Below are 19135 nucleotides of genomic sequence, written 5' to 3'. Positions count from 1 at the left end.
GTGAATTTTAAATTAATTCTAATACGTGGCTAATGATTTCATTTTTAATAATTTGAATGATTCTAAATTGATTTATTAAACTTCATTTATTAATAAAATAAGACATAATTTTTCTAACTTAATTGCAGGATAATATAATTTATCTGGATACTATTTCATGTAAAATAATTTAAATGATATATAGTTTTTAACTATCATGTAAATATTTTCAATAGATTGTATTTATTTTAAAAACTATTGTAAGTTTGCTCTGTTCATTAGTGAAAAATTAAAGGTAATCAACATAAAAAATTAAACGATAATGGAAAACGATTTGAATGACATCAGTAAATGTCCGTTTCATAACGGAACAATGAAAAAACAAAGTGTAGCAGGCGGAGGTACTAAAAATCTGGATTGGTGGCCGGATCAGTTAAGAGTAGATATTCTTCGTCAGCATTCATCTTTATCAAATCCAATGGATAAAGATTTTGATTACGCCGAAGCATTTAAAAGTCTCAATCTAGATGAGGTAAAAAAGGATCTTCATGCTTTAATGACTGATTCTCAAGATTGGTGGCCGGCAGATTTTGGACATTATGGTCCTTTATTTATCCGTATGGCTTGGCACAGTGCAGGAACTTACCGTGTGGGTGATGGTAGAGGCGGTGCGGGAGCCGGGCAACAACGTTTTGCTCCTCTTAATAGCTGGCCGGATAATGTAAGCCTGGATAAAGCGAGAAGATTGCTATGGCCGATCAAACAAAAATATGGAAATAAAATTTCCTGGGCAGATTTGATGATCCTTACAGGAAATGTGGCATTGGAATCTATGGGCTTTAAAACCTTTGGTTTTGCAGGAGGTCGTGAAGATGTTTGGGAACCGGATATGGATGTATACTGGGGGTCAGAAAAAACTTGGTTAGGAGGAGATTTACGTTATGCTCATGGTTCGGAAGGGGTCGGTGAAAAACACGGAGTCCTGCCTACAGATGATGATGCGGATGGAGACATTCATTCAAGAAATTTAGAAAAACCTTTAGCGGCGGTACAAATGGGGTTGATTTATGTAAATCCTGAAGGACCGGACGGAAATCCGGATCCTATTGCGGCTGCAAAAGACATTAGAGATACTTTCGGAAGAATGGCGATGAATGATGAAGAAACCGTAGCTTTGATTGCGGGAGGACATACTTTTGGAAAAACCCACGGAGCCGGACCTGCAGATCATGTAGGAAAAGAACCTGAGGCGGCCGGAATTGAACTTCAGGGATTAGGATGGAGCAGTTCTTATAAATCTGGAAAAGGTACCGATGCCATTTCAAGCGGATTGGAAGTCACCTGGACAGAAACTCCGACACAATGGAGCAATTATTTCTTCAAAAATCTTTTTGAAAATGAATGGGAACTAACCAAAAGTCCTGCAGGAGCTCATCAATGGGTGGCCAAGAATGGTGAAGAAATTATTCCTGATGCATTCGATCCTTCTAAAAAGCACAGGCCAACCATGCTTACCACGGATTTGTCATTGAGGTTTGATCCTGTTTATGAGAAAATTTCAAGAAAATTCTTTGAAAATCCGGATGCTTTTGCAGATGCATTTGCCAGAGCCTGGTTCAAACTAACTCATAGAGACATGGGACCAAAAGCTCGTTATTTAGGTCCGGAAGTACCGGCGGAGGAATTAATATGGCAGGATCCTATTCCGGAAGTAGACCATGTGTTAATTAACAATTCTGATATTGAAGCACTGAAATCAAAGATTTTAGATTCAGAATTAAGTATTTCTGAACTGGTTTCTACAGCCTGGGCTTCAGCTTCGACCTTTAGAGGAAGTGATAAAAGGGGAGGGGCAAATGGAGCGAGAATCCGTTTGGCTCCGCAAAGATATTGGGCGGTGAATAATCCAACACAGCTTCAGAAAGTTTTGTCAGTTCTGGAAAATATTCGGAAGGAGTTTAATGAAAATCAGACAGGAGGTAAAAAAGTTTCCCTGGCAGATCTGATCGTTCTTGCAGGAAGTGCCGGAATTGAAAAAGCAGCTAAAAATGCAGGCCACAATGTGATTGTACCTTTTGCGCCGGGAAGAATGGATGCTTCTCAGGAACAGACCGATGTGGAATCTATGGGATACCTTGAACCTGCAGCAGACGGTTTCAGAAATTATTTAAAGAAAAAATTCTCCGTTTCTACAGAATCATTATTGATTGATAAAGCACAGTTATTAAATCTTACCGCTCCGGAATTAACAGTATTGGTAGGAGGAATGAGAGCTTTGAATACAAACTTCGACGGTTCTTCTCATGGAATTTTAACTCAAAATCCAGGTGTTTTAAATAATGATTTCTTCGTAAATCTTTTGGATATGAATACACAGTGGAAATCAGCTTCCAATGATAATGAGCTGTATGAAGGGGTGGATCGTAAAACCGGAGAGAAAAAATGGACAGCTACCCGTGCAGATCTTGTTTTCGGTTCAAATTCTGAATTGAGAGCTATTGCTGAAGTGTATGCAAGTTCTGATGCAAAAGAAAAATTTGTGAATGATTTTGTTTCTGCCTGGGTGAAAGTAATGAATGCGGACCGATTTGATTTAGTGTAATTAATAATATCTGACTCAATATAAATGAAAACCATCCTTATATAGAGGATGGTTTTTTATAGACGTATATTTAATAAGGATATTCTGAAAAGCATATCAATAAAAGAATAATACCTAATGCGAATAACATGAATGAGAGTATAGTAGAAATCAGAGCTAAAATTTTCTTTATGGGATTACTGTATTTTCTTATTAAAATTGAAATATTATTTGATTTTTTTGACCCTAAAATCATTTTCATGGAAGCTAATCTTGATGAAAAGAATTGAATACTTTTAGCATTTTTGATTATTAAACGGGATGTTATAAAATTCAAAAGCTATAAAAACAAAAGCCGGAGCAAAAAAGTTTCTGCTCCGTTTTAATTATTTATTTTTGTCCTCAGATCTTTATTATATTGTCAGGACTCGTTATCAATTTCCGTTCGGGAAATAAGTAATAAAATTTATCATCTTTTAATTAATTTCTTCTGTTTGAACCTCAATATTAATTTCTTCAAAATCATCAGGGCTTTCCTGAATGGGTTCTTGAAGTCTTATTCCATCAAGATAATAAGTTGTTCCCAAATAGATTTCATCGCCAAAAACAACTCCATCTATTTTTCTTTTAAAGCATTTCCCAGGATCTGCTTTAATTATATTGTCTGTCTGTGTCATATTTTTATTATTATGTTATCGGATAAATTTTTGCGGCAAAATAGCTCCAATTGGTTGCCGTTTTATAGGCAGAAACGCTTGCTGCGGGTACATGAATTTCTACTGTATCTATTATTATCCCGTCAGCAACAAAGTTAGGTCCCACCAAAATAGGAGGTGTCGTTGCCAATACTTTAATTATTACTCTTGTAACGCCAAATTGGCCTGCAGCTGGGTACATAGGCATGCAGTAGTTTTCCAGGTAGTTAATGGAAGCCGGAAGAATAATAGTAACTTCATTCTCTCCCCTAAGAGGTCTTAAATACAAACCATACGAATCCATTCTTTCTAAGCTCGTACACCCGGATAAATCAACAAGATTGGAAACAAGCTCTTCAACAGGATAATTATTTACATTATTAGTAAGCATATTCTTGAAAATTCTCGTGATATAAGGAAGGTTATATTTCCCCGCTCTCGGATACATGAACTGAAATGAATTTGTTGTATAAATCTTAACATTCTTAAATAAATTAATATCTAAGTATTTTCCATTAAATGGAGTTTCGCCAAGTTCTTCTAGTTTATCAAAATTTCCGACTACAACAGCATTATACTTAAAGTAAAATGCATTAGAACCTATCTTCTTTATATTGGGAGGAAAAATAATGCTTTCCAATTCATTTTCATATGAATTGAATGCTCTATCTCCAATTGTCTCCACATTCGTGAAAAATCTAAACTCATCAAAACTGTAAGAAAGCTTTCTCAAGGTATTAACATCTGTGTTGAAAGTGTCAGCAGGAATATTGATAACAGCTCTTGCTTCCGCAAAACTGAGTTCTCCATCACCGTTGGTATCAAAGACATTTAATAATGTAGCTTTTCTGGTCGCACTCGAAATTTGAATGAAAGTGGCAACATTTGAAAATGTAAATTTAAAGTCTGGCCAATTAGCTTCCATAAAAGTTTTATCCTCTGCATAAATGTTTGTAAAAGTCCATTTTCCTTCAACGATAGAATGTGGGGTTGTATTACCCGAATCATCAATTCCTTTAGCATTGATAAGGGGGAAAAAATTTTCACTAGAAGTACTAGTCCCGTTTAAATTATTAATTCTCAATCTAGCCAAATTTTTCAACGAAGTGGCAATATCATAAACATTCATCAAAGGGCAATCCTTAATTACAAGAGTTGTTATAGAACTTGCCGTAAAAGTTAAATTAGAATTTTTAATAAATTTTTGATTATCCAAAATCAAAGTATTTGCTGTATTTGGCAAAATTAAAGAATAGAGCAACCCGCCTTTAGGTAACAATACAGAGGTTATTCCTGTTCCTGACGCATAGACGTTCTTTATAGCTGTACAACCTGATAAATCAACAGCCTGCTTGAGATTAGGACAATTCGAAATATCCAACTCTTCCAACAACGTATTATTTCCCACAAAAAGGTTTCTCAAATTTTGATTAGAATACCCTACCACTTGACTTCCTATTCGTAATTTTGACAAATTCGTCGCTTTTGAAACATCTAAAGTACCAAGATACTTTCCTGACAAATCTCCAAGATCTTTAATTGCAGATGCACCATAGATAATGGTTTCTGTATCGTTAAAAGTAATAGCCGGAGCTTGAACTAAAGATGCAACATTTTTTCTAAGCCTCGCACGGTTGATATAAGAACCAAACTTAATTTTAGTGTATCCGTCTTTTTGAGCAGTTAGTAAAAAATTAGCATTGGGAGCAACTACAGGCGTGCCCGAAGGGGTATAAAGTCTCATCGTGATATAATCAGATGAGAAAGTAGATGTATCATACTTTCCATCCATATATCTGAATCTGTTTAATAGCCAATAATTCCTGTGCGATTTTCTTGAACCTTGTGCGGTGTATAAATAACTTCCGTTCCCGGCAATAACCAAAGGATCTATATATTTATATTTTGCATCTTCATTGAAAATACTTTCCGCCCATTTGTCAGATTCTAACGTGTTAAAGTAAGTGTTGCACTTATCATAAGTCAGAATTCCTGAAGTTCTCATTTTCTGATACAAAGCTGTAATTTCAGTATCAAAAGCCACTTCAACCAATTTCCAAAGCTCTGAAAGCGCGCCATTCCAGACAAAGCCACTTCCTACTTGGTCATGAGCTTCCACCCAATAATCATACACATTGTGTCCTTCGTTATTAAGACCTAAAACAGTGTCATTATCATAAAAAATAAGATACCAACGTTTGTTTCCCTGCGCATCTGGATACATCGCAAACATTTGATTTTTAGCGCGCTGATCGACCATTGCAAAAAACTCAGTAAATACATAATAAAACAGTAAAAACTGAATATTAAAATGATCTTTAGCTTCAGCTTTAAATTTAGTTGGATTGCCTTTGCAGCTTACGATCCAAGCATGCAAGGCTTCAAGATTTGAAGTATCTTCATTATTTTCCGGGTATCGTCCCTCAAAATCATTTTTCCATAAATGCTTACCATTTCCGTCTACACTATGAAAATCTGTAGCAATAAATAATGTATTATCTGACGTATTGTTTAAAAATTCCCAGCATTCCTGTCCCCCTGTAAAACCTGTCGTTGCTTCATTCGACTTATCATTATTGAAATTATATTTTCCGAGAAAAATACGCTCCGAATCTGGTGTCGCTCTGTGAAATATAAGCATTGGAAAGCCATCCATCGTTGTACGGATATTAGGATCAATTAATTGCGGCGGAACTAAATAACCTAATTGATTCAAAGAATCCTGTGCAAGCCTTGCCAAACCAATGTTGTGAGAACCTGAAGATTCCATGAAGTCAGCTTTAAATGTAAATGTTTTTTCCGCCAATGAATTATCACGAAGCTTGTATTTTGAAGAATTTATTTCCCCATTTTTAAAACCTCCATTAAATTTTATTTTAAAGTTTTTTCGGGGATAATATTGTGATGAAGTACCCTGAACATCAATACTCGCATTCACATAAGAAAACGATTTTGTAGGATCTTGAGCATTTTCATACTCTCCCACAATCGTTTTTTTATCGCCTTTATAAGTTGGCAGTTCTCCAACAATGGTTAAGCATGGAATTGATTGTAAACATTTATCGTAGGACAAATTTCCGAATGCATCGTACAATTTATTTCTCTCATAAATGTTGACTTTTTCAACCAGGTTATCCATGTCAGCGATGTAATTTGACAACATCTGATCGGCGTTTAAATTATTATTATAAACCCTGATATTATATAGATTAATAGTACAATCACTGCTTCCAATGCTAATGTTTTGAGGAGCTTGCTGTAAAAAGCTGTCTAATGAATTATACTGATATAATGAAGATATAATTCCATTGATATACACAAATACCAATCTTTGATCTGCAACCTTTGTAACGACTACACTTACACGAATCCTTTCCTCTTCCTTAAAAAATATGGACGTACTGTCCTGCTCAGAACTGAACGAAAATGAATTTGAGGTAGCAACAAATCCAACATTTCCATTTTTACAAGAAAAAATAGTACTGTCACTGTTTTTTATATCTGAAGTTGAAAATTCAAATTCTAATGTTTTACCACCTGTTTTAAAATCGTTATCAAAAATCTTGAAAGGAATCTCAATCCTTGCATTTCCGCTCACTTTAAGCGCCACAGAACCCTTTGAATCCTGAATCCATCCATTGGTGCTGAAATCAAAATCCGTAAGAGTACATGACAGGTTTTTGTATTTCCACTCATTTTTGTTAATCTCTGAATTGCTTCTGTTTCGACTGCTTAAAAATAATTCCAAGCCTAACGTTTCGGCTTCAACCTGAATATCGAAAGCAGTTACAACTACTGAAGTATTCTTCGTGACATTGCTACATTTAAAAGTTACAGTATGCGTACCTGAGTCCGTAAATGTATAGGTGAACTTCTGCAAACTTCTATTTACAAGTAATTCAGAAACCTTCACTCCATCGACCAAAATCTCAACATCGCTATAATTTGACGATGGTGAATACACCAGATATTCAATCGAAGCTGGAGCATATTGATTAGCAACAACATTATTTGCTGAAGAAACTAGAGGCGTTAAATTACCAGCAACAACACTGATAATATCTGTAAATAAGTGATTGCTTTCAATGATCTCTCCTGACAAATCAGCGGTTATATACACCTCTAAAATATGAACTCCGTGCGGCTGTGCAGGAATTTCATAAAGAAGCTCTTTGTTATTAATTGAAGTAACTACCGGGGGAAGATCTGATCCATTTAATTTGAAATGAATCGTCTTCTCTACATTTCCGGTTGGAATATATCGGAAAATGATTGGCCCCGAATTAATAGTGGTCTTGTCGTATGTAGTACTCAAAGCAAGTGCTATTGTTTGAATATCATATTTTAATTTCCTATTATTTCCATAACTATCGGTGATACTAAGCGTAATTGTATTATCTCCTGCCAAAATATATGACGTAATATCTATTTCATTGGCTCCCTGATTAATGTTTTTATTAAATAGGATTGTGTTTCCTTTTAAAATACTCGCAGTTCCTCCGCCAGTCTCACTACCATCAACGCTGTCGATGGATGACCACGAAAAAACTAATCTAACTTCACTTCCAAATGATTTTACGAACGATGCCGGTATTTCAGATTTTGCACGGAAAACAATTCCATTGGCTCCTCCGGTTCCCCCACCAGTTCCGTATTCACTTTCTGACTTTTCTCCTAAAGCTGAATATGCAATCTGTTTAATGATTTTTCCTTCTTCATTTTTAATGAAGAACATCACGGGATAAATGAAGTTATCTGCAACTTCTTTATCTGATCTTTCATAATTTGTAAAATAAATTCTTCCTGTATATCTCATTTTAATCTTCTTGTGTTAAATCAATAAAACCATCTGTTCCACCTCCAGGCATATTAACCTCCAGAACAGACCAAGCAAAACCGTCAAAGGAAATTATTCCGAAATTTTTAATCTTAACTCCTGAGGCATTTTCGTAAACTCCACTCCCTGCCCAAAACCATTTTGCTGATCCAGGTTTAACAATAATATGATCAGTAGGCCTTAAAATTCCTCCAAAGGAAGAATTTGCTCCTGAACCTTTAAGCAATTCTATCTGCTCCTGAAGTATATTTACAATTTCCTCTATTTGCTCCTTTGTAAAGACATTTCCGGTCTCTTCACCATCATCTATAGTGGCTGCTAATTTGATCTTTAATTTTTCTTTCCACTCTTCTACATTTCTAGCAGTAAGATTAGATGCATTAAGTCGTGCGAGCACTAAATCGTGGGCGCTTTCATCTTGCAGATGATTTGTAAAAGTGGTGCTGGATACCGTTTTTTGAAAAGTTTCATTTAAACCCGTTACCTCATCCATCTTGATATTTTCATCTAAATGACGGAATGAAGAAAAGGTCTGCTGAAACTGATGTTCTGTGGGCATTTCACCCTTTTGAAACCAGCTAAATATTGTTTTTAATGGTACTTTCATTATTATTGAAAATTAATTTTTATAAAATTGATAATTTGAGGGAAAAGTCTATTCTTGATAGGCTTATTGTAGTTAAATAGAATTCTATTTTTTGAGCAATTATTGATTTCTGCCCTCTTTATCGAAGTATCAATTAGTGAATTATTAATAGGATTACAGCTTAGAAAACATATATTTTCGCAATGTTTTTTTGTAATTTTATTTTAAATCAACTACATTTTTCTATACTATTTTCTTGGTATATTTTTTTGACTCCAATTGATTATTCACATTCTTCAAAGTGCAAATTTCATTGTTTTTTGGTCCTTATAAAAGTTTTTTAACCTCGCTATCCTGTAATTGCAGTAACAAGTATTTTAACCGAAATGGGACGATGTGAACTAATAATCAATTCATCAATGTTTTATATGAGACCATCAATGGACTTGTGAATATTGTAATCGCAGCGATATATTTTTATTGGGAAGTGATTTGAAATAAGGAACCAGATTTGAGTTTGATCATTTTTTTGATAAAGCCACCTATCCTTACCTGGCTCTAAGTTTTTATAATTTAATACCTAGTTGCCATATATGTAATTTAAATCTAAAAGGATCAAATATATTTAAGTTGGATGATAACATTCATCCATTGATAGAAGGGTTTTCAGAAGACATACTTTTTTCTATAGCTCCAAAAAATATTGATTTCGTGAATTGTAAAAATAGTGCTTATGGGGTTAAATTTAAGAAAAACGAATTGAGTACTTGGAATGATAAAAAAATAAAAGCAGCAATTAGAAATATTACAATCTTCAAGCTATCAGGTTTATATAATATGCACAAAGATTACATCAAAGAAATTATTTCAAAAGTCACAAATTTATAATGACAATTATATTGAAGATCTCTTTAAAAAATATTAACGCTAAAATTGAAAAGATTGGAGTTTGATCTGGGCTATTTATCAGATCAGAATGCTGAGATTAGTAGATTATTAAAAAGTGAGCTTATAAAGATTATAAATCTTTACAAATACTATATAGAAGGTGATATGGAGCAAAAAGGCATATTGCTAGTTCGATGTTTACTGAAAATCTGGTGTTTGACGGAGAAAGGCATCGAACACCGCAGGGTAATTCGGCAGTTCAGCTGATATATTCTAAAGAGAGGGAAATTCGAGGAAATAAAAAAGGGACAAATCTAAAAAAGAAAGATTTGTCCCAACAAGTAGACCCACAGGGATTCGAACCCCAGATGACTGAACCAAAATCAGTAGTGTTACCGCTACACCATGGGTCTGTATTTCTATGTCGCGAAATTATAGAAATTATTTCAAAAATAAAAATGATATTGAAAGATTAATTGATGGGAAATGTTTACAAAGGTTTTTATTTATTGATATTCAAAGAATTATTTTTAAGAAAAATTTTTAAAGATAGAAATGAATATTACGATTGATATATTAACAAATTAGCACATTTACCATTTCTGCTTTCTGAACTCAATCAACCGAGTAAAATAAAAACCTTATCTTTGCAAAAAAATTGGGCTCCAAAAGTTGGAGAAACCCATTAATAATTAAATTATTAAACATTTTTATGTCGAATATTGTCGCAATCGTTGGGCGTCCCAACGTAGGAAAATCCACGTTATTTAACCGTTTATTAGAAAGAAGAGAAGCTATTGTAGATTCTACTGCAGGAGTTACCAGAGACCGTCATTACGGAAAATCTGACTGGAACGGTGTAGACTTTACAGTAATTGATACCGGAGGGTATGATGTAAATAATGATGATGTTTTCCAGGGAGAAATTTCTAAACAAGTTCAGCTGGCTATTGATGAAGCTACATCCATCATCTTTATGTTGAATGTAGAAGAAGGTCTTACAGATACAGATTATGAAATCCACGAAATGCTGAGAAGATCGAATAAGCCTACTTATATTGTTATCAATAAAGTTGATTCTGCGAAAGAGGAGATTGATGCAACAGAATTTTACCAATTAGGAATTGAAAAATATTATACTATTTCTTCAGCAACTGGTTCAGGGACAGGAGAGATTCTGGATGATATTGTAAAAGATTTTCCGACTACAGAATATAAAGATCCGTTCGAAGGTTTGCCGAAAATCACGATTGCAGGTCGTCCGAATGTAGGGAAGTCTACGCTTACAAATGCTTTGCTTGATACAGAAAGAAATATTGTAACTGATGTTGCAGGAACGACGAGAGACAGTATTCAAACCCTTTACAATAAATTCGGGCATGAGTTCGTATTGGTAGATACTGCCGGAATGAGAAGGAAATCTAAGGTTAGCGAAGATTTGGAATTCTATTCTGTAATGCGTTCGATTCGTTCTATCGAATATTCTGATGTGGTGATCATCATGGTTGATGCAACGCAGGGATGGGAATCTCAGGATATGAATATCTTCGGTCTGGCTCAGAAAAATAGAAAAGGAATTGTAATTTTGGTAAACAAATGGGATCTTATTGAAGATAAGCATACCAATACCATCAGAGATTTTGAAAAATCAATCAGAGATAAAATCGGTCAGTTTTCAGATATTCCAATTTTATTCGTTTCGGCTTTAACGAAGCAGAGAATTTTGAAAGCAGTAGAATTGGCAATGGAAGTTTATGAAGATCGTAAGAAGAAGATTAAAACTTCAAAATTAAATGAGGTAATGCTTCCGATTTTCGAGGCTACTCCGCCTCCTGCAAACAAAGGAAAATATATTAAAATCAAATATTGTGTACAGCTTCCAACGCCGTCGCCGCAGTTTGTATTTTTCTGTAACCTTCCGCAGTATGTAAAAGAACCTTATAAAAGATTTACTGAAAACCAATTGAGAAAAGAATTCGGGTTTACCGGAGTTCCGATTGAGGTGTATTTCAGACAAAAATAAATCATTCATGGAAGTTTGGGTAGCCTACAGTTTCCTGAATAAAAATAATTCAGAAAGACTGGAAGAATTATTTTCACAACTTCCCGAAAATCTTGTGAAATCCGTCAATAAGTATCAGGATACGAATGACAGATCATCAAGAATGATTTCAAAATTATTATTAGAAATTCTGGTTAGGAAAATGCTTCCTGACCAGAATTTTTTTTGGAATTTATACCAGAAAGATTCTTTTTCTAGACCTTATTTTAAAGGATTGGAAATTAATTTCAGTTCTTCTCACCATGAAAGTTTTTCCATTGTTTGTGCTGCAAGAAAAAAACAATGCGGTATTGATTCTGAATTAATAAAGCCTTTAGATGTCAATATTTATGACGATTTTCTTCATGCAAATGAAAAGGAGTTTATTAATCAGCAGCTAAGTCCCCATACTGCTTTTTATGAGATATGGACTAAAAAAGAAGCTGTTTTAAAAGCTTTGGGGTTAGGAATTTCTTACGAATTACAATTGATTGATGCGCACAAAAATGTTGTTCAGATTAATGATGGAAAATATTTTACTAAAGAATTAGATATTTCCGAAAATTCAATCACCTATATCGCAACGGATCAGGAAATTACCCAATTAAATAGAGAAGAAATCGTTTTTTAGTTACAGCCATTTTTCATATACAATTCTCACCGGTCGATATCCCTGCTTATCCAGCCAGCTTTGCATCGTATGGTTATTGCATAGAGTATAACGGTAAATTTTCCGGATATTATAATCTTTGTAAGTTTCCTCAAAAGCCTGATTGAGTGCGGAGTAAATTCCATGTTTCCTGTATTCCTTCTTCACGTAACCTTCCGAAACATACAAATCATTGGCATCGCCAAGTTCAAAATTACTGTCATCTTTTTCATCAATATATCCAAAAATAAATCCGATTGCCTTTCCTTCGATTTCAGCGATAAGGAATGTTCCGTCGTTTTCTTCTTCACAATCAGACATAAAACGCAGATAATTTTCACGAATTAAGCTCCAGTCTGCAGTTTTTTCATTCATTTCTTTTTCTGAAATATGAAGTTCTCCTACCAGTTCATCGACAATAGCGAGGTTTTCTGAGATTTTTATTTTTCTAATATTGTAATTCATGACGAAGTTTATTTAGTTAAAATGTATAATTTGATAGTTAATATGAGATCCTTCGACAAGCTCACGATGACACCGGCCAATTATTCTGTATATTCTTAATATCAAATTATTCAAAATTAAAAAGTTAGTATTAGCGATGTCATCCTGAGCACAGATTGTAAATCTGCGAACGAAATTCACGAAGGATCTAATAGTAAGCTACTTTCCCCGGATTGGACTTCCATGCCATGATGTCTCATCAGATAAAACTTCACCTTTCATCACCAGAGAAAGAGGGTCAATATTCACGTGGTCTCCAATTTCAGTATCATATAAAATAATCGTTCTTGAATTAATAGTCGTTTGTTTCCCAATTTTAACGCTTCCGATTTTCATAATTCTGTCTTCAAAAAGATGCGTTTGAGGGCCACAATCTTCATTCAGCATGGATTCGTCGCCAATGGTTACCATATCGAATTCCGTAATATCTGTAGTATTTAGCCATACTTTTTTACCGATTTTCACTCCTAAAAATCTCATAAAGAAAGGCAGCCACATAGTTCCTCTTAAAAAATCCAGAAAAAACTGAACAGGGAGTGCTTCGTAAAGTGTTGTAATTCCTTCGCTTAGCCAGACTTGTAAGCTGTACATCGGCATTTCTGTTTTTTTATACTTTCCGATAAAAATCCATTTCAATACAACAGTGAAGAAAAATGAAGGAAGCGCCACAATTCCCAGATAATAAAATGGGGAAAATAAAAGCAAATGATGAATTCTTCCTTCCATGTAATTACTTGTATAAGCAATGTAGATGACGCTGCAAATAATGACTACTGTTTGTGGAAGAATAATTCTGATCCCTTCAACCAAACCTCTCGCAATTCTCAATTTTAAGGATGGATTAAAGGTTAAATTGTCTTTAAAAACATCAGATTTCTGTCTTATCGGAAGTCCGATAGGCGGAGAACCGAACCAGTCTTTTTCTGTTGAATTTTCAAGCTGTTCTTCAGTAGGAGCTTTACTTAAAACACCAATCAGCATATTGTCACCCAATTCATAACCTTGAGGAATCAGTCCGCTGTTTCCTACGAAGCTGTTGTTGCCGATTTTGGTTTTGGCTAAAATTAATTTTTCATTTCTTACATCATGCTCTCCTAAAATCACGGCATCCGCAATAAAAGATCCTTCTCCGATTTCCAGTAAATGATGTGAAACATCGCTGGCTGTTGATATTTCTGAGTTTTTTCCCACTTTGGAGCCCATCATTCTATAGAATTTACTGATATAAATAGAGGCAAAAAGAGGATGGACAACAATTAGCGAAAGGTTGAAAATCTGATCTTTCATCCATTTTCGATAGTAAGTGAAGCTGTAAACAGGATAAATTCCAGGTTTCATTTTATATTGCAAAACTCTGGAGATCATACTTACAATTAAAATAAATAATAAAATATATATCGTTGCAAGAATCGGAGCCTGCCATAAATACGAGAAATTATAGTCCGAAGCACGTTCGTCCAGATAATATAAAGTATATAAAGTCGGAGCTAATGGTAAAACGATCAGCAAAGGAAAAAAGAAAAGTGAGCAAAGGTAAATCAGTGAGTATCTATTTCTCTTTGAAGCAGAGCTTAGTTTCGGAACTTCGAGCTCTTTCCCTTCTTTCATTCTAAGCCTTTCAGCAGGACTGCCGTTCCAGATCTCTCCATAACCAATTTTCTGTCCTTCATTGAGACAGCTTAAATCCTGTAATTCTCCAAATTCCTCAATTACCGTATCACCACAGACAATTGCAGAGGAACCTAAATAAGCATGCGCTTTGATATGAACTTTTCTTATTCTTAAAATTCCGTTTTCCACCGAAGCATTATCGATACTGCAACCTGAACTTGTATTTACATTTTCATCGATGGTTACCAGATCTTCTGCAGCGATAGGTAATAAGCTCAGTTGTGCACTCGGGTGAACTTTTACTCCCAGTAACTTTAGGTATTTCGGATACAAAGGCGTTTCTACAATAAATTCTGACGGCATCAGTCTTTTAACCGTTTTCCAAAGCCACCATCTGAAATAATACCAACCCCAAAGCGGATAATCTCCTTCTTTGATTTTTCCGATTACCAGCCATTTTGTTAGTAAAATAATGATTGAATAAACTGGTGGAATTAAAGTATATAAAAGAATGGCACTCAATAAAGCAAAAGAAGTTCCGTATCCGTTATCCTGAAAATAATAATAACTTAAATAAGGAAAGAAAATCTGTAAACTCAATAGTGAAAAAACAACTAATAAACTTACTGTCTGAGCAATGTTACACAAATAATACTGTAAGGTTGAAACCCTTTGAAAAGGTTCCTGCTCTTTCGTTTGCTCATGTCTGTTTTTTAAACAGTCTGCATAGGCTGAAATTGGGCGGTTTTCATAAATATCTTTCAAAGAAGCGTAAGGAATGCCTGCTTTTTGTCTTAAATGAGAAACCAATGTTGCTGCCAACAAAGAATGTCCGCCAAGATCTGTAAAAAAATCCTGATTTAAATTGATTTCTTTACCGGGGAAAACCCATTGTAATACCTGTAAAAGCTTGTTCTCAACAGACGCATTACTATCAAATGTAATTTCTTCATTGTTTTCATGAGCGATAAAGCTTTCCGGAATCGGAAGTCTTTTTTTGTCGATTTTTCCGCTCGGCATTCTTGGCATTTCTCTCAATTTTACTATCGAGATTGGGACCATATAAGGCGCTAAAAATTTTGCCAGTTCTTTTCGCATTTCACTTTCATTGAAAGAATTTTCATTATTCATTACGGTGTAACCAACTAATTGACCCTGTCCGTTCGAATCTTCTTTTACAGCTACGGCAGCAGAAGAAACATTGGGCAGTTGATTCAGTCTTGATTCAATTTCTCCCAATTCAATTCTGTAACCTCTCAGTTTGATCTGGTCATCAATTCTCCCCTGGAAATCAATAAAGCCATTTTCCCGAATGATGACAGCATCACCGGTCTTATAAATAGTGTCTCCGGGAAGCTCTTCAAAAGGATTGGGTAAGAATTTTTGTGCGGTAAGTTCAGGGAGATTGAAATATCCTTTACTTACTCCCGGTCCGGAAATGATCATTTCACCACGTTCACCACGCGGTACAATGTTCATCTGTTCATCCACTACAGCGAGGTGATAATTGGGCAAAGGTCCGCCAATTGTTAATTCTTCCTGACTGTTTAAAATAGCCATGTTGGAAGAAACCGTAGTTTCCGTCGGACCATAGCTGTTGATAAATGTTCTGTAGGGTTTTGCCCATTTTTCCTGAACCTGTTTTGTACAGGCTTCTCCGCCGGTATTGATCAACCGAATGGATGGAACTTCATCAATAATCGCCAAAATACTCGGAACAGCATGAAGAATCGTGATTTTATTTTTAGTTAAAACATCACTCAATTCATCAATGGCTTTCACCGTAAATGCATCGGCAATCCAGATCGTTGCTCCTGAAAAAAGGCTGATCCAGACTTCTTCACACCACATGTCAAAAGAAACTGAAAACCCTTGATATACAATATCGGTATCTTTTATTTGAATAAAATCTTCCTCAGATCTTATTAAGTGACATATATTTCGATGGGAAATAGGGATTCCTTTGGGGTTTCCTGTACTTCCGGAAGTAAATAAAACATAAGCCCAATTGTCCGGTGAATTGCTTATTAACGGTGCTTCAACAAGAGCCTCCGGTTGAGGTGCAATGGATAAAGGATGACAGTGGATATGGGCATCAGTATCTGAAAAATAGGTTTTAACATTAATATCTGTAAAAACTTTTTTAATTCTATCTTCCGGCATTTCTCTGTCAAGCGGAACATACGCGGCTCCGGCTTTTAAAATACCGAGAATGGCAACCGGAAGCTCAAGACTTCTTGGATACCATATTCCTACACAGTCACCAGGCTTTATGCCTGCATTCTGAAGTTGTAAGGCAATCGAGTTGCTCCAGTTATCCAATTCGTGATAGGTGAGTTTTCTGCCCCCAAAAATGAAGGCAGTTTTATCTTTATACTGATTAAAAGTAGGGGTTAAAAGTAGGGGAAGCGTTTCATCTTTAATGAATTCAGGCACTATTTTGCCCGTGATAAGGCTTTTCATCTTTGTTAAATATTTTGTTTTCTATGGTTCTGGAACTCCTATAAATATAATTATTTCTGATAAATTTCAATATCAAATTTGTAATTTTGCAGTGATTTAAAGTAATTATTTCCCTTAAAATAAAATTAAATATTCATGCTTACTATTTTGTCGCAAAATTTTTCTCTGGTAAATTCCTGGATTAATGAACTTAGAAATATTGAAATCCAGCACGATCGAATGCGATTCCGTAGAAATATGGAAAGAATCGGGGAAATTGCGGCTTTTGAAATCAGTAAAAGTTTAGAACAGAAAGAAATTGAAATTCAGACCCCTTTAGATACAATAAAGGTAAAAGAAATAGCAGTTCAGCCAGTCATTACAACCATATTAAGAGCAGGAGTTCCTTTATTTGAAGGGATTTTAAATTATCTTGATAAAGCGGATTGCGGTTTTGTAGCGGCCTATAGGAAACATGATGCTAATGATTATTTTTCTATTAAACAGGATTATTTAACCTGTCCGAATATCGAAGGCAGACCTTTAATTGTAGCAGATCCGATGTTGGCAACTGGAGCATCTTTAATTGAAGCGATCAAAGATTTATTAACCAACGGAAATCCGACCGAGCTTCATATTGTTGCGGCTATTGCTTCAAGACAAGGGGTTGAAACCATAGAAAAAGCATATCCTAATGCAAAAATATGGGTAGGAGCAATTGATGAAAATTTAACTTCAAAAGGCTATATCACACCGGGATTAGGAGATGCCGGAGATTTAAGTTATGGAGAAAAACTTCAAAGGTAATTTAAGAAAGACTCCAGAAATCTTTCATTAAATCTAATAATAAATTTGGTCTTACTTTATCCATCGGATGCTTTGTGTCGGGAAGTACGGCCAATTTTGCATTCGGAAGACTTCTGTAAACTTCCATACTTTCTTCCAACGTTACCATATTGTCTTTGTCTCCAACCATGATCTGAACAGGGATATTAATGGTTGACAGCTTATTTTTCAACGGTGGATTTTTTCCTAAGGAAACCATCATGTCTGCAATAGCTGGAAGTAACTGTTTCCATTTTGGACCGTGTTGTTTTTCTAATGATTCTGCATATTTTGGAATTTTTTCTGCAATGACTTCAGGATTGAGCATTTTGCTTTCTTTCAAGGCCTGCTCTTCTGTCCAGTCGAATTTTGTACCCAATGTCATAATGGAGTTGACTGAGGCAGAATTCTCCATTGCATAACAAAGTGCAACGTAACCGCCCATACTATGTCCGAAAATATAGACATCATTCAGATTTTTCTGAGCAATAAATTCCTTTAATTCCTGAGTGTACTTTTCAATACTGATCCCGTTTTGGGGAAGTTGAACATCTCCGTGTCCTGAAAATAAAGGAGTGTAAACAGTAAAATATTTTGAAAGCTCTTCTTTAAAAGATTCAAAAACTTCAGTGTGGCCTAAAGCTCCGTGCAGTAAAATAAGATTGGACATTATCATTAGTTTGCCGGAAAATTAAGAAAAAGATTTCAGAAAATAGAGTTGAAATTTTATATCTCACAAATTAAACCAGAATCTCAAATCTCAAATCTCAAATCTCAAATCTCAAATCACGGATCACGAATCTCGAAACCCGAACCTCATGGTTTAAGCATCAATCGCCATAACAAGAACGCTTACTTGGTTATCTCCTGCATTTAATATTTCCCAGGCAATGGTTGATAACGTATTTCCTGTGGTGAAAACATCATCAATTAATACTATATGTTTCCCTGTAATATTTTGCGTGATGGAAAAAGTGTTTTCAGTTTCCAGGCGGTGTTGCTTATTTTTCAAAGCCTGAGCTTTTGAATAATGATTTCTTTTAATCAGATCATGACTGAAAGGAATTTCATAAAACTTAGATAAAGTTTCGGTAAATAAATGCAATTGATTATACCCTCTCTCTTTCAGTTTTTTGGAATGCAGCGGAACGGAAATCAGTAAATCGGGTTTTTTATTGTTAAAATCTAATCGTTCAGCGGTCCAGTCTGCAAGAATTTTTCCGATCTTTTCTCTGTTTTTATATTTCAGCTCATGCACAATTTTTCTGCTTAAGTTCTCTTTTTCAAACTGCATCAAAGCAAAAGCGTTCTCAACAGGAAATAGTAATTTGCATCTTTCCTTCAGGTAATTGTTTTCAAAATAATTAAAATGAGTGAAGTGGATTTGCTCAAAACAAAGATTGCAGACAAATACATTGCCGTCAATAATCCGGTTGCAATGGATGCAACGATTTGGGAATAAGAGATCTAAAATCATTTGTGTGTTTTAATACACTA

The 19135-nt window shown here is 35.0% G+C and carries 12 protein-coding genes and 1 tRNA gene; 5 read left to right on the top strand and 8 right to left on the bottom strand.

Annotation, left to right across the window (positions count from 1 at the left end; translation table 11 throughout):
* The first annotated feature begins 301 nt into the window (after positions 1 to 301).
* A complete protein-coding gene (katG, locus tag P0Y62_09775) occupies positions 302 to 2581 on the top strand; it encodes a catalase/peroxidase HPI (protein ID WEK68161.1) in 2280 nt (759 codons plus the stop codon).
* Between the two features lie 455 nt (positions 2582 to 3036).
* On the opposite strand, the gene P0Y62_09770 is transcribed toward katG, so the two are convergent.
* From P0Y62_09770 to P0Y62_09760, 3 genes are read right to left on the bottom strand one after another with little or no spacing between them, the layout of a single operon-like run.
* Positions 3037 to 3237, bottom strand: a complete 201-nt coding sequence (locus P0Y62_09770; protein ID WEK68160.1) for a hypothetical protein — start codon at positions 3235 to 3237, stop codon at positions 3037 to 3039.
* A gap of 10 nt (positions 3238 to 3247) precedes the next feature.
* Positions 3248 to 8071 carry a leucine-rich repeat protein gene (locus P0Y62_09765; GenBank protein ID WEK68159.1) on the bottom strand — a complete coding sequence of 1608 codons (4824 nt, stop codon included), beginning with the start codon at positions 8069 to 8071 and terminating at the stop codon, positions 3248 to 3250.
* Between the two features lies 1 nt (position 8072).
* The gene (locus P0Y62_09760; GenBank protein WEK68158.1) at positions 8073 to 8651 is read right to left on the bottom strand and encodes a hypothetical protein; all 579 of its coding nucleotides are present in this window, start codon (positions 8649 to 8651) and stop codon (positions 8073 to 8075) included.
* A gap of 657 nt (positions 8652 to 9308) precedes the next feature.
* On the opposite strand from P0Y62_09760, the gene P0Y62_09755 reads away from it, so the two are divergent.
* A complete protein-coding gene (locus P0Y62_09755; GenBank protein WEK68157.1) occupies positions 9309 to 9566 on the top strand; it encodes a hypothetical protein in 258 nt (85 codons plus the stop codon).
* A gap of 342 nt (positions 9567 to 9908) precedes the next feature.
* Here the strand turns inward: P0Y62_09755 and P0Y62_09750 are convergent.
* A tRNA-Gln gene (locus tag P0Y62_09750) sits at positions 9909 to 9979 on the bottom strand.
* Positions 9980 to 10278: 299 nt separating this feature from the next.
* On the opposite strand from P0Y62_09750, the gene der reads away from it, so the two are divergent.
* Both der and P0Y62_09740 read left to right on the top strand, forming a co-directional pair.
* On the top strand, positions 10279 to 11589 hold the full coding sequence (gene der, locus P0Y62_09745; protein ID WEK68156.1) for a ribosome biogenesis GTPase Der: 1311 nt from the start codon (positions 10279 to 10281) through the stop codon (positions 11587 to 11589).
* 7 nt (positions 11590 to 11596) lie between these two features.
* Complete coding sequence (locus P0Y62_09740) at positions 11597 to 12238, top strand: 4'-phosphopantetheinyl transferase superfamily protein (protein WEK68155.1); 642 nt, start codon at positions 11597 to 11599, stop codon at positions 12236 to 12238.
* On the opposite strand, the gene P0Y62_09735 is transcribed toward P0Y62_09740, so the two are convergent.
* Together P0Y62_09735 and P0Y62_09730 are read right to left on the bottom strand one after the other, a co-directional pair.
* Entirely contained in the window at positions 12239 to 12721 is a 483-nt protein-coding gene (locus tag P0Y62_09735; protein ID WEK68154.1) for a GNAT family N-acetyltransferase, read from the bottom strand.
* A gap of 198 nt (positions 12722 to 12919) precedes the next feature.
* Positions 12920 to 16834, bottom strand: a complete 3915-nt coding sequence (locus P0Y62_09730; GenBank protein WEK68153.1) for an amino acid adenylation domain-containing protein — start codon at positions 16832 to 16834, stop codon at positions 12920 to 12922.
* A gap of 135 nt (positions 16835 to 16969) precedes the next feature.
* Here P0Y62_09730 and upp point away from each other — a divergent pair, with 135 nt between their 5' ends.
* Positions 16970 to 17620: a uracil phosphoribosyltransferase gene (upp, locus tag P0Y62_09725; protein ID WEK68152.1), complete on the top strand. Its 651-nt coding sequence runs from the start codon at positions 16970 to 16972 to the stop codon at positions 17618 to 17620.
* Position 17621: 1 nt separating this feature from the next.
* On the opposite strand, the gene P0Y62_09720 is transcribed toward upp, so the two are convergent.
* Both P0Y62_09720 and P0Y62_09715 read right to left on the bottom strand, forming a co-directional pair.
* Positions 17622 to 18308: an alpha/beta hydrolase gene (locus tag P0Y62_09720; GenBank protein WEK68151.1), complete on the bottom strand. Its 687-nt coding sequence runs from the start codon at positions 18306 to 18308 to the stop codon at positions 17622 to 17624.
* Positions 18309 to 18461: 153 nt separating this feature from the next.
* Positions 18462 to 19115: a phosphoribosyltransferase family protein gene (locus P0Y62_09715; protein WEK68150.1), complete on the bottom strand. Its 654-nt coding sequence runs from the start codon at positions 19113 to 19115 to the stop codon at positions 18462 to 18464.
* Positions 19116 to 19135: the final 20 nt, after the last annotated feature.

It is taken from the genome of Candidatus Chryseobacterium colombiense, from assembly GCA_029203185.1.
Classification (GTDB): domain Bacteria; phylum Bacteroidota; class Bacteroidia; order Flavobacteriales; family Weeksellaceae; genus Chryseobacterium; species Chryseobacterium colombiense.
The sequence above is the reverse complement of the archived record's forward strand: the minus strand, read 5'-3'. Positions and strand labels throughout refer to the sequence as shown.

What these genes read in the sequence shown, in the direction of transcription:
- P0Y62_09760 (WEK68158.1), bottom strand. Translation starts at nt 8,651, where the DNA reads ATGCCCACAGAACATCAGTTTCAGCAGACCTTTTCTTCATTCCGTCAT.
- upp (WEK68152.1), top strand. Translation starts at nt 16,970, where the DNA reads ATGCTTACTATTTTGTCGCAAAATTTTTCTCTGGTAAATTCCTGGATT.
- P0Y62_09765 (WEK68159.1), bottom strand. Translation starts at nt 8,071, where the DNA reads ATGAGATATACAGGAAGAATTTATTTTACAAATTATGAAAGATCAGAT.
- P0Y62_09770 (WEK68160.1), bottom strand. Translation starts at nt 3,237, where the DNA reads ATGACACAGACAGACAATATAATTAAAGCAGATCCTGGGAAATGCTTT.
- P0Y62_09715 (WEK68150.1), bottom strand. Translation starts at nt 19,115, where the DNA reads ATGATTTTAGATCTCTTATTCCCAAATCGTTGCATCCATTGCAACCGG.
- P0Y62_09720 (WEK68151.1), bottom strand. Translation starts at nt 18,308, where the DNA reads ATGTCCAATCTTATTTTACTGCACGGAGCTTTAGGCCACACTGAAGTT.
- P0Y62_09730 (WEK68153.1), bottom strand. Translation starts at nt 16,834, where the DNA reads ATGAAAAGCCTTATCACGGGCAAAATAGTGCCTGAATTCATTAAAGAT.
- P0Y62_09740 (WEK68155.1), top strand. Translation starts at nt 11,597, where the DNA reads ATGGAAGTTTGGGTAGCCTACAGTTTCCTGAATAAAAATAATTCAGAA.
- katG (WEK68161.1), top strand. Translation starts at nt 302, where the DNA reads ATGGAAAACGATTTGAATGACATCAGTAAATGTCCGTTTCATAACGGA.
- der (WEK68156.1), top strand. Translation starts at nt 10,279, where the DNA reads ATGTCGAATATTGTCGCAATCGTTGGGCGTCCCAACGTAGGAAAATCC.
- P0Y62_09735 (WEK68154.1), bottom strand. Translation starts at nt 12,721, where the DNA reads ATGAATTACAATATTAGAAAAATAAAAATCTCAGAAAACCTCGCTATT.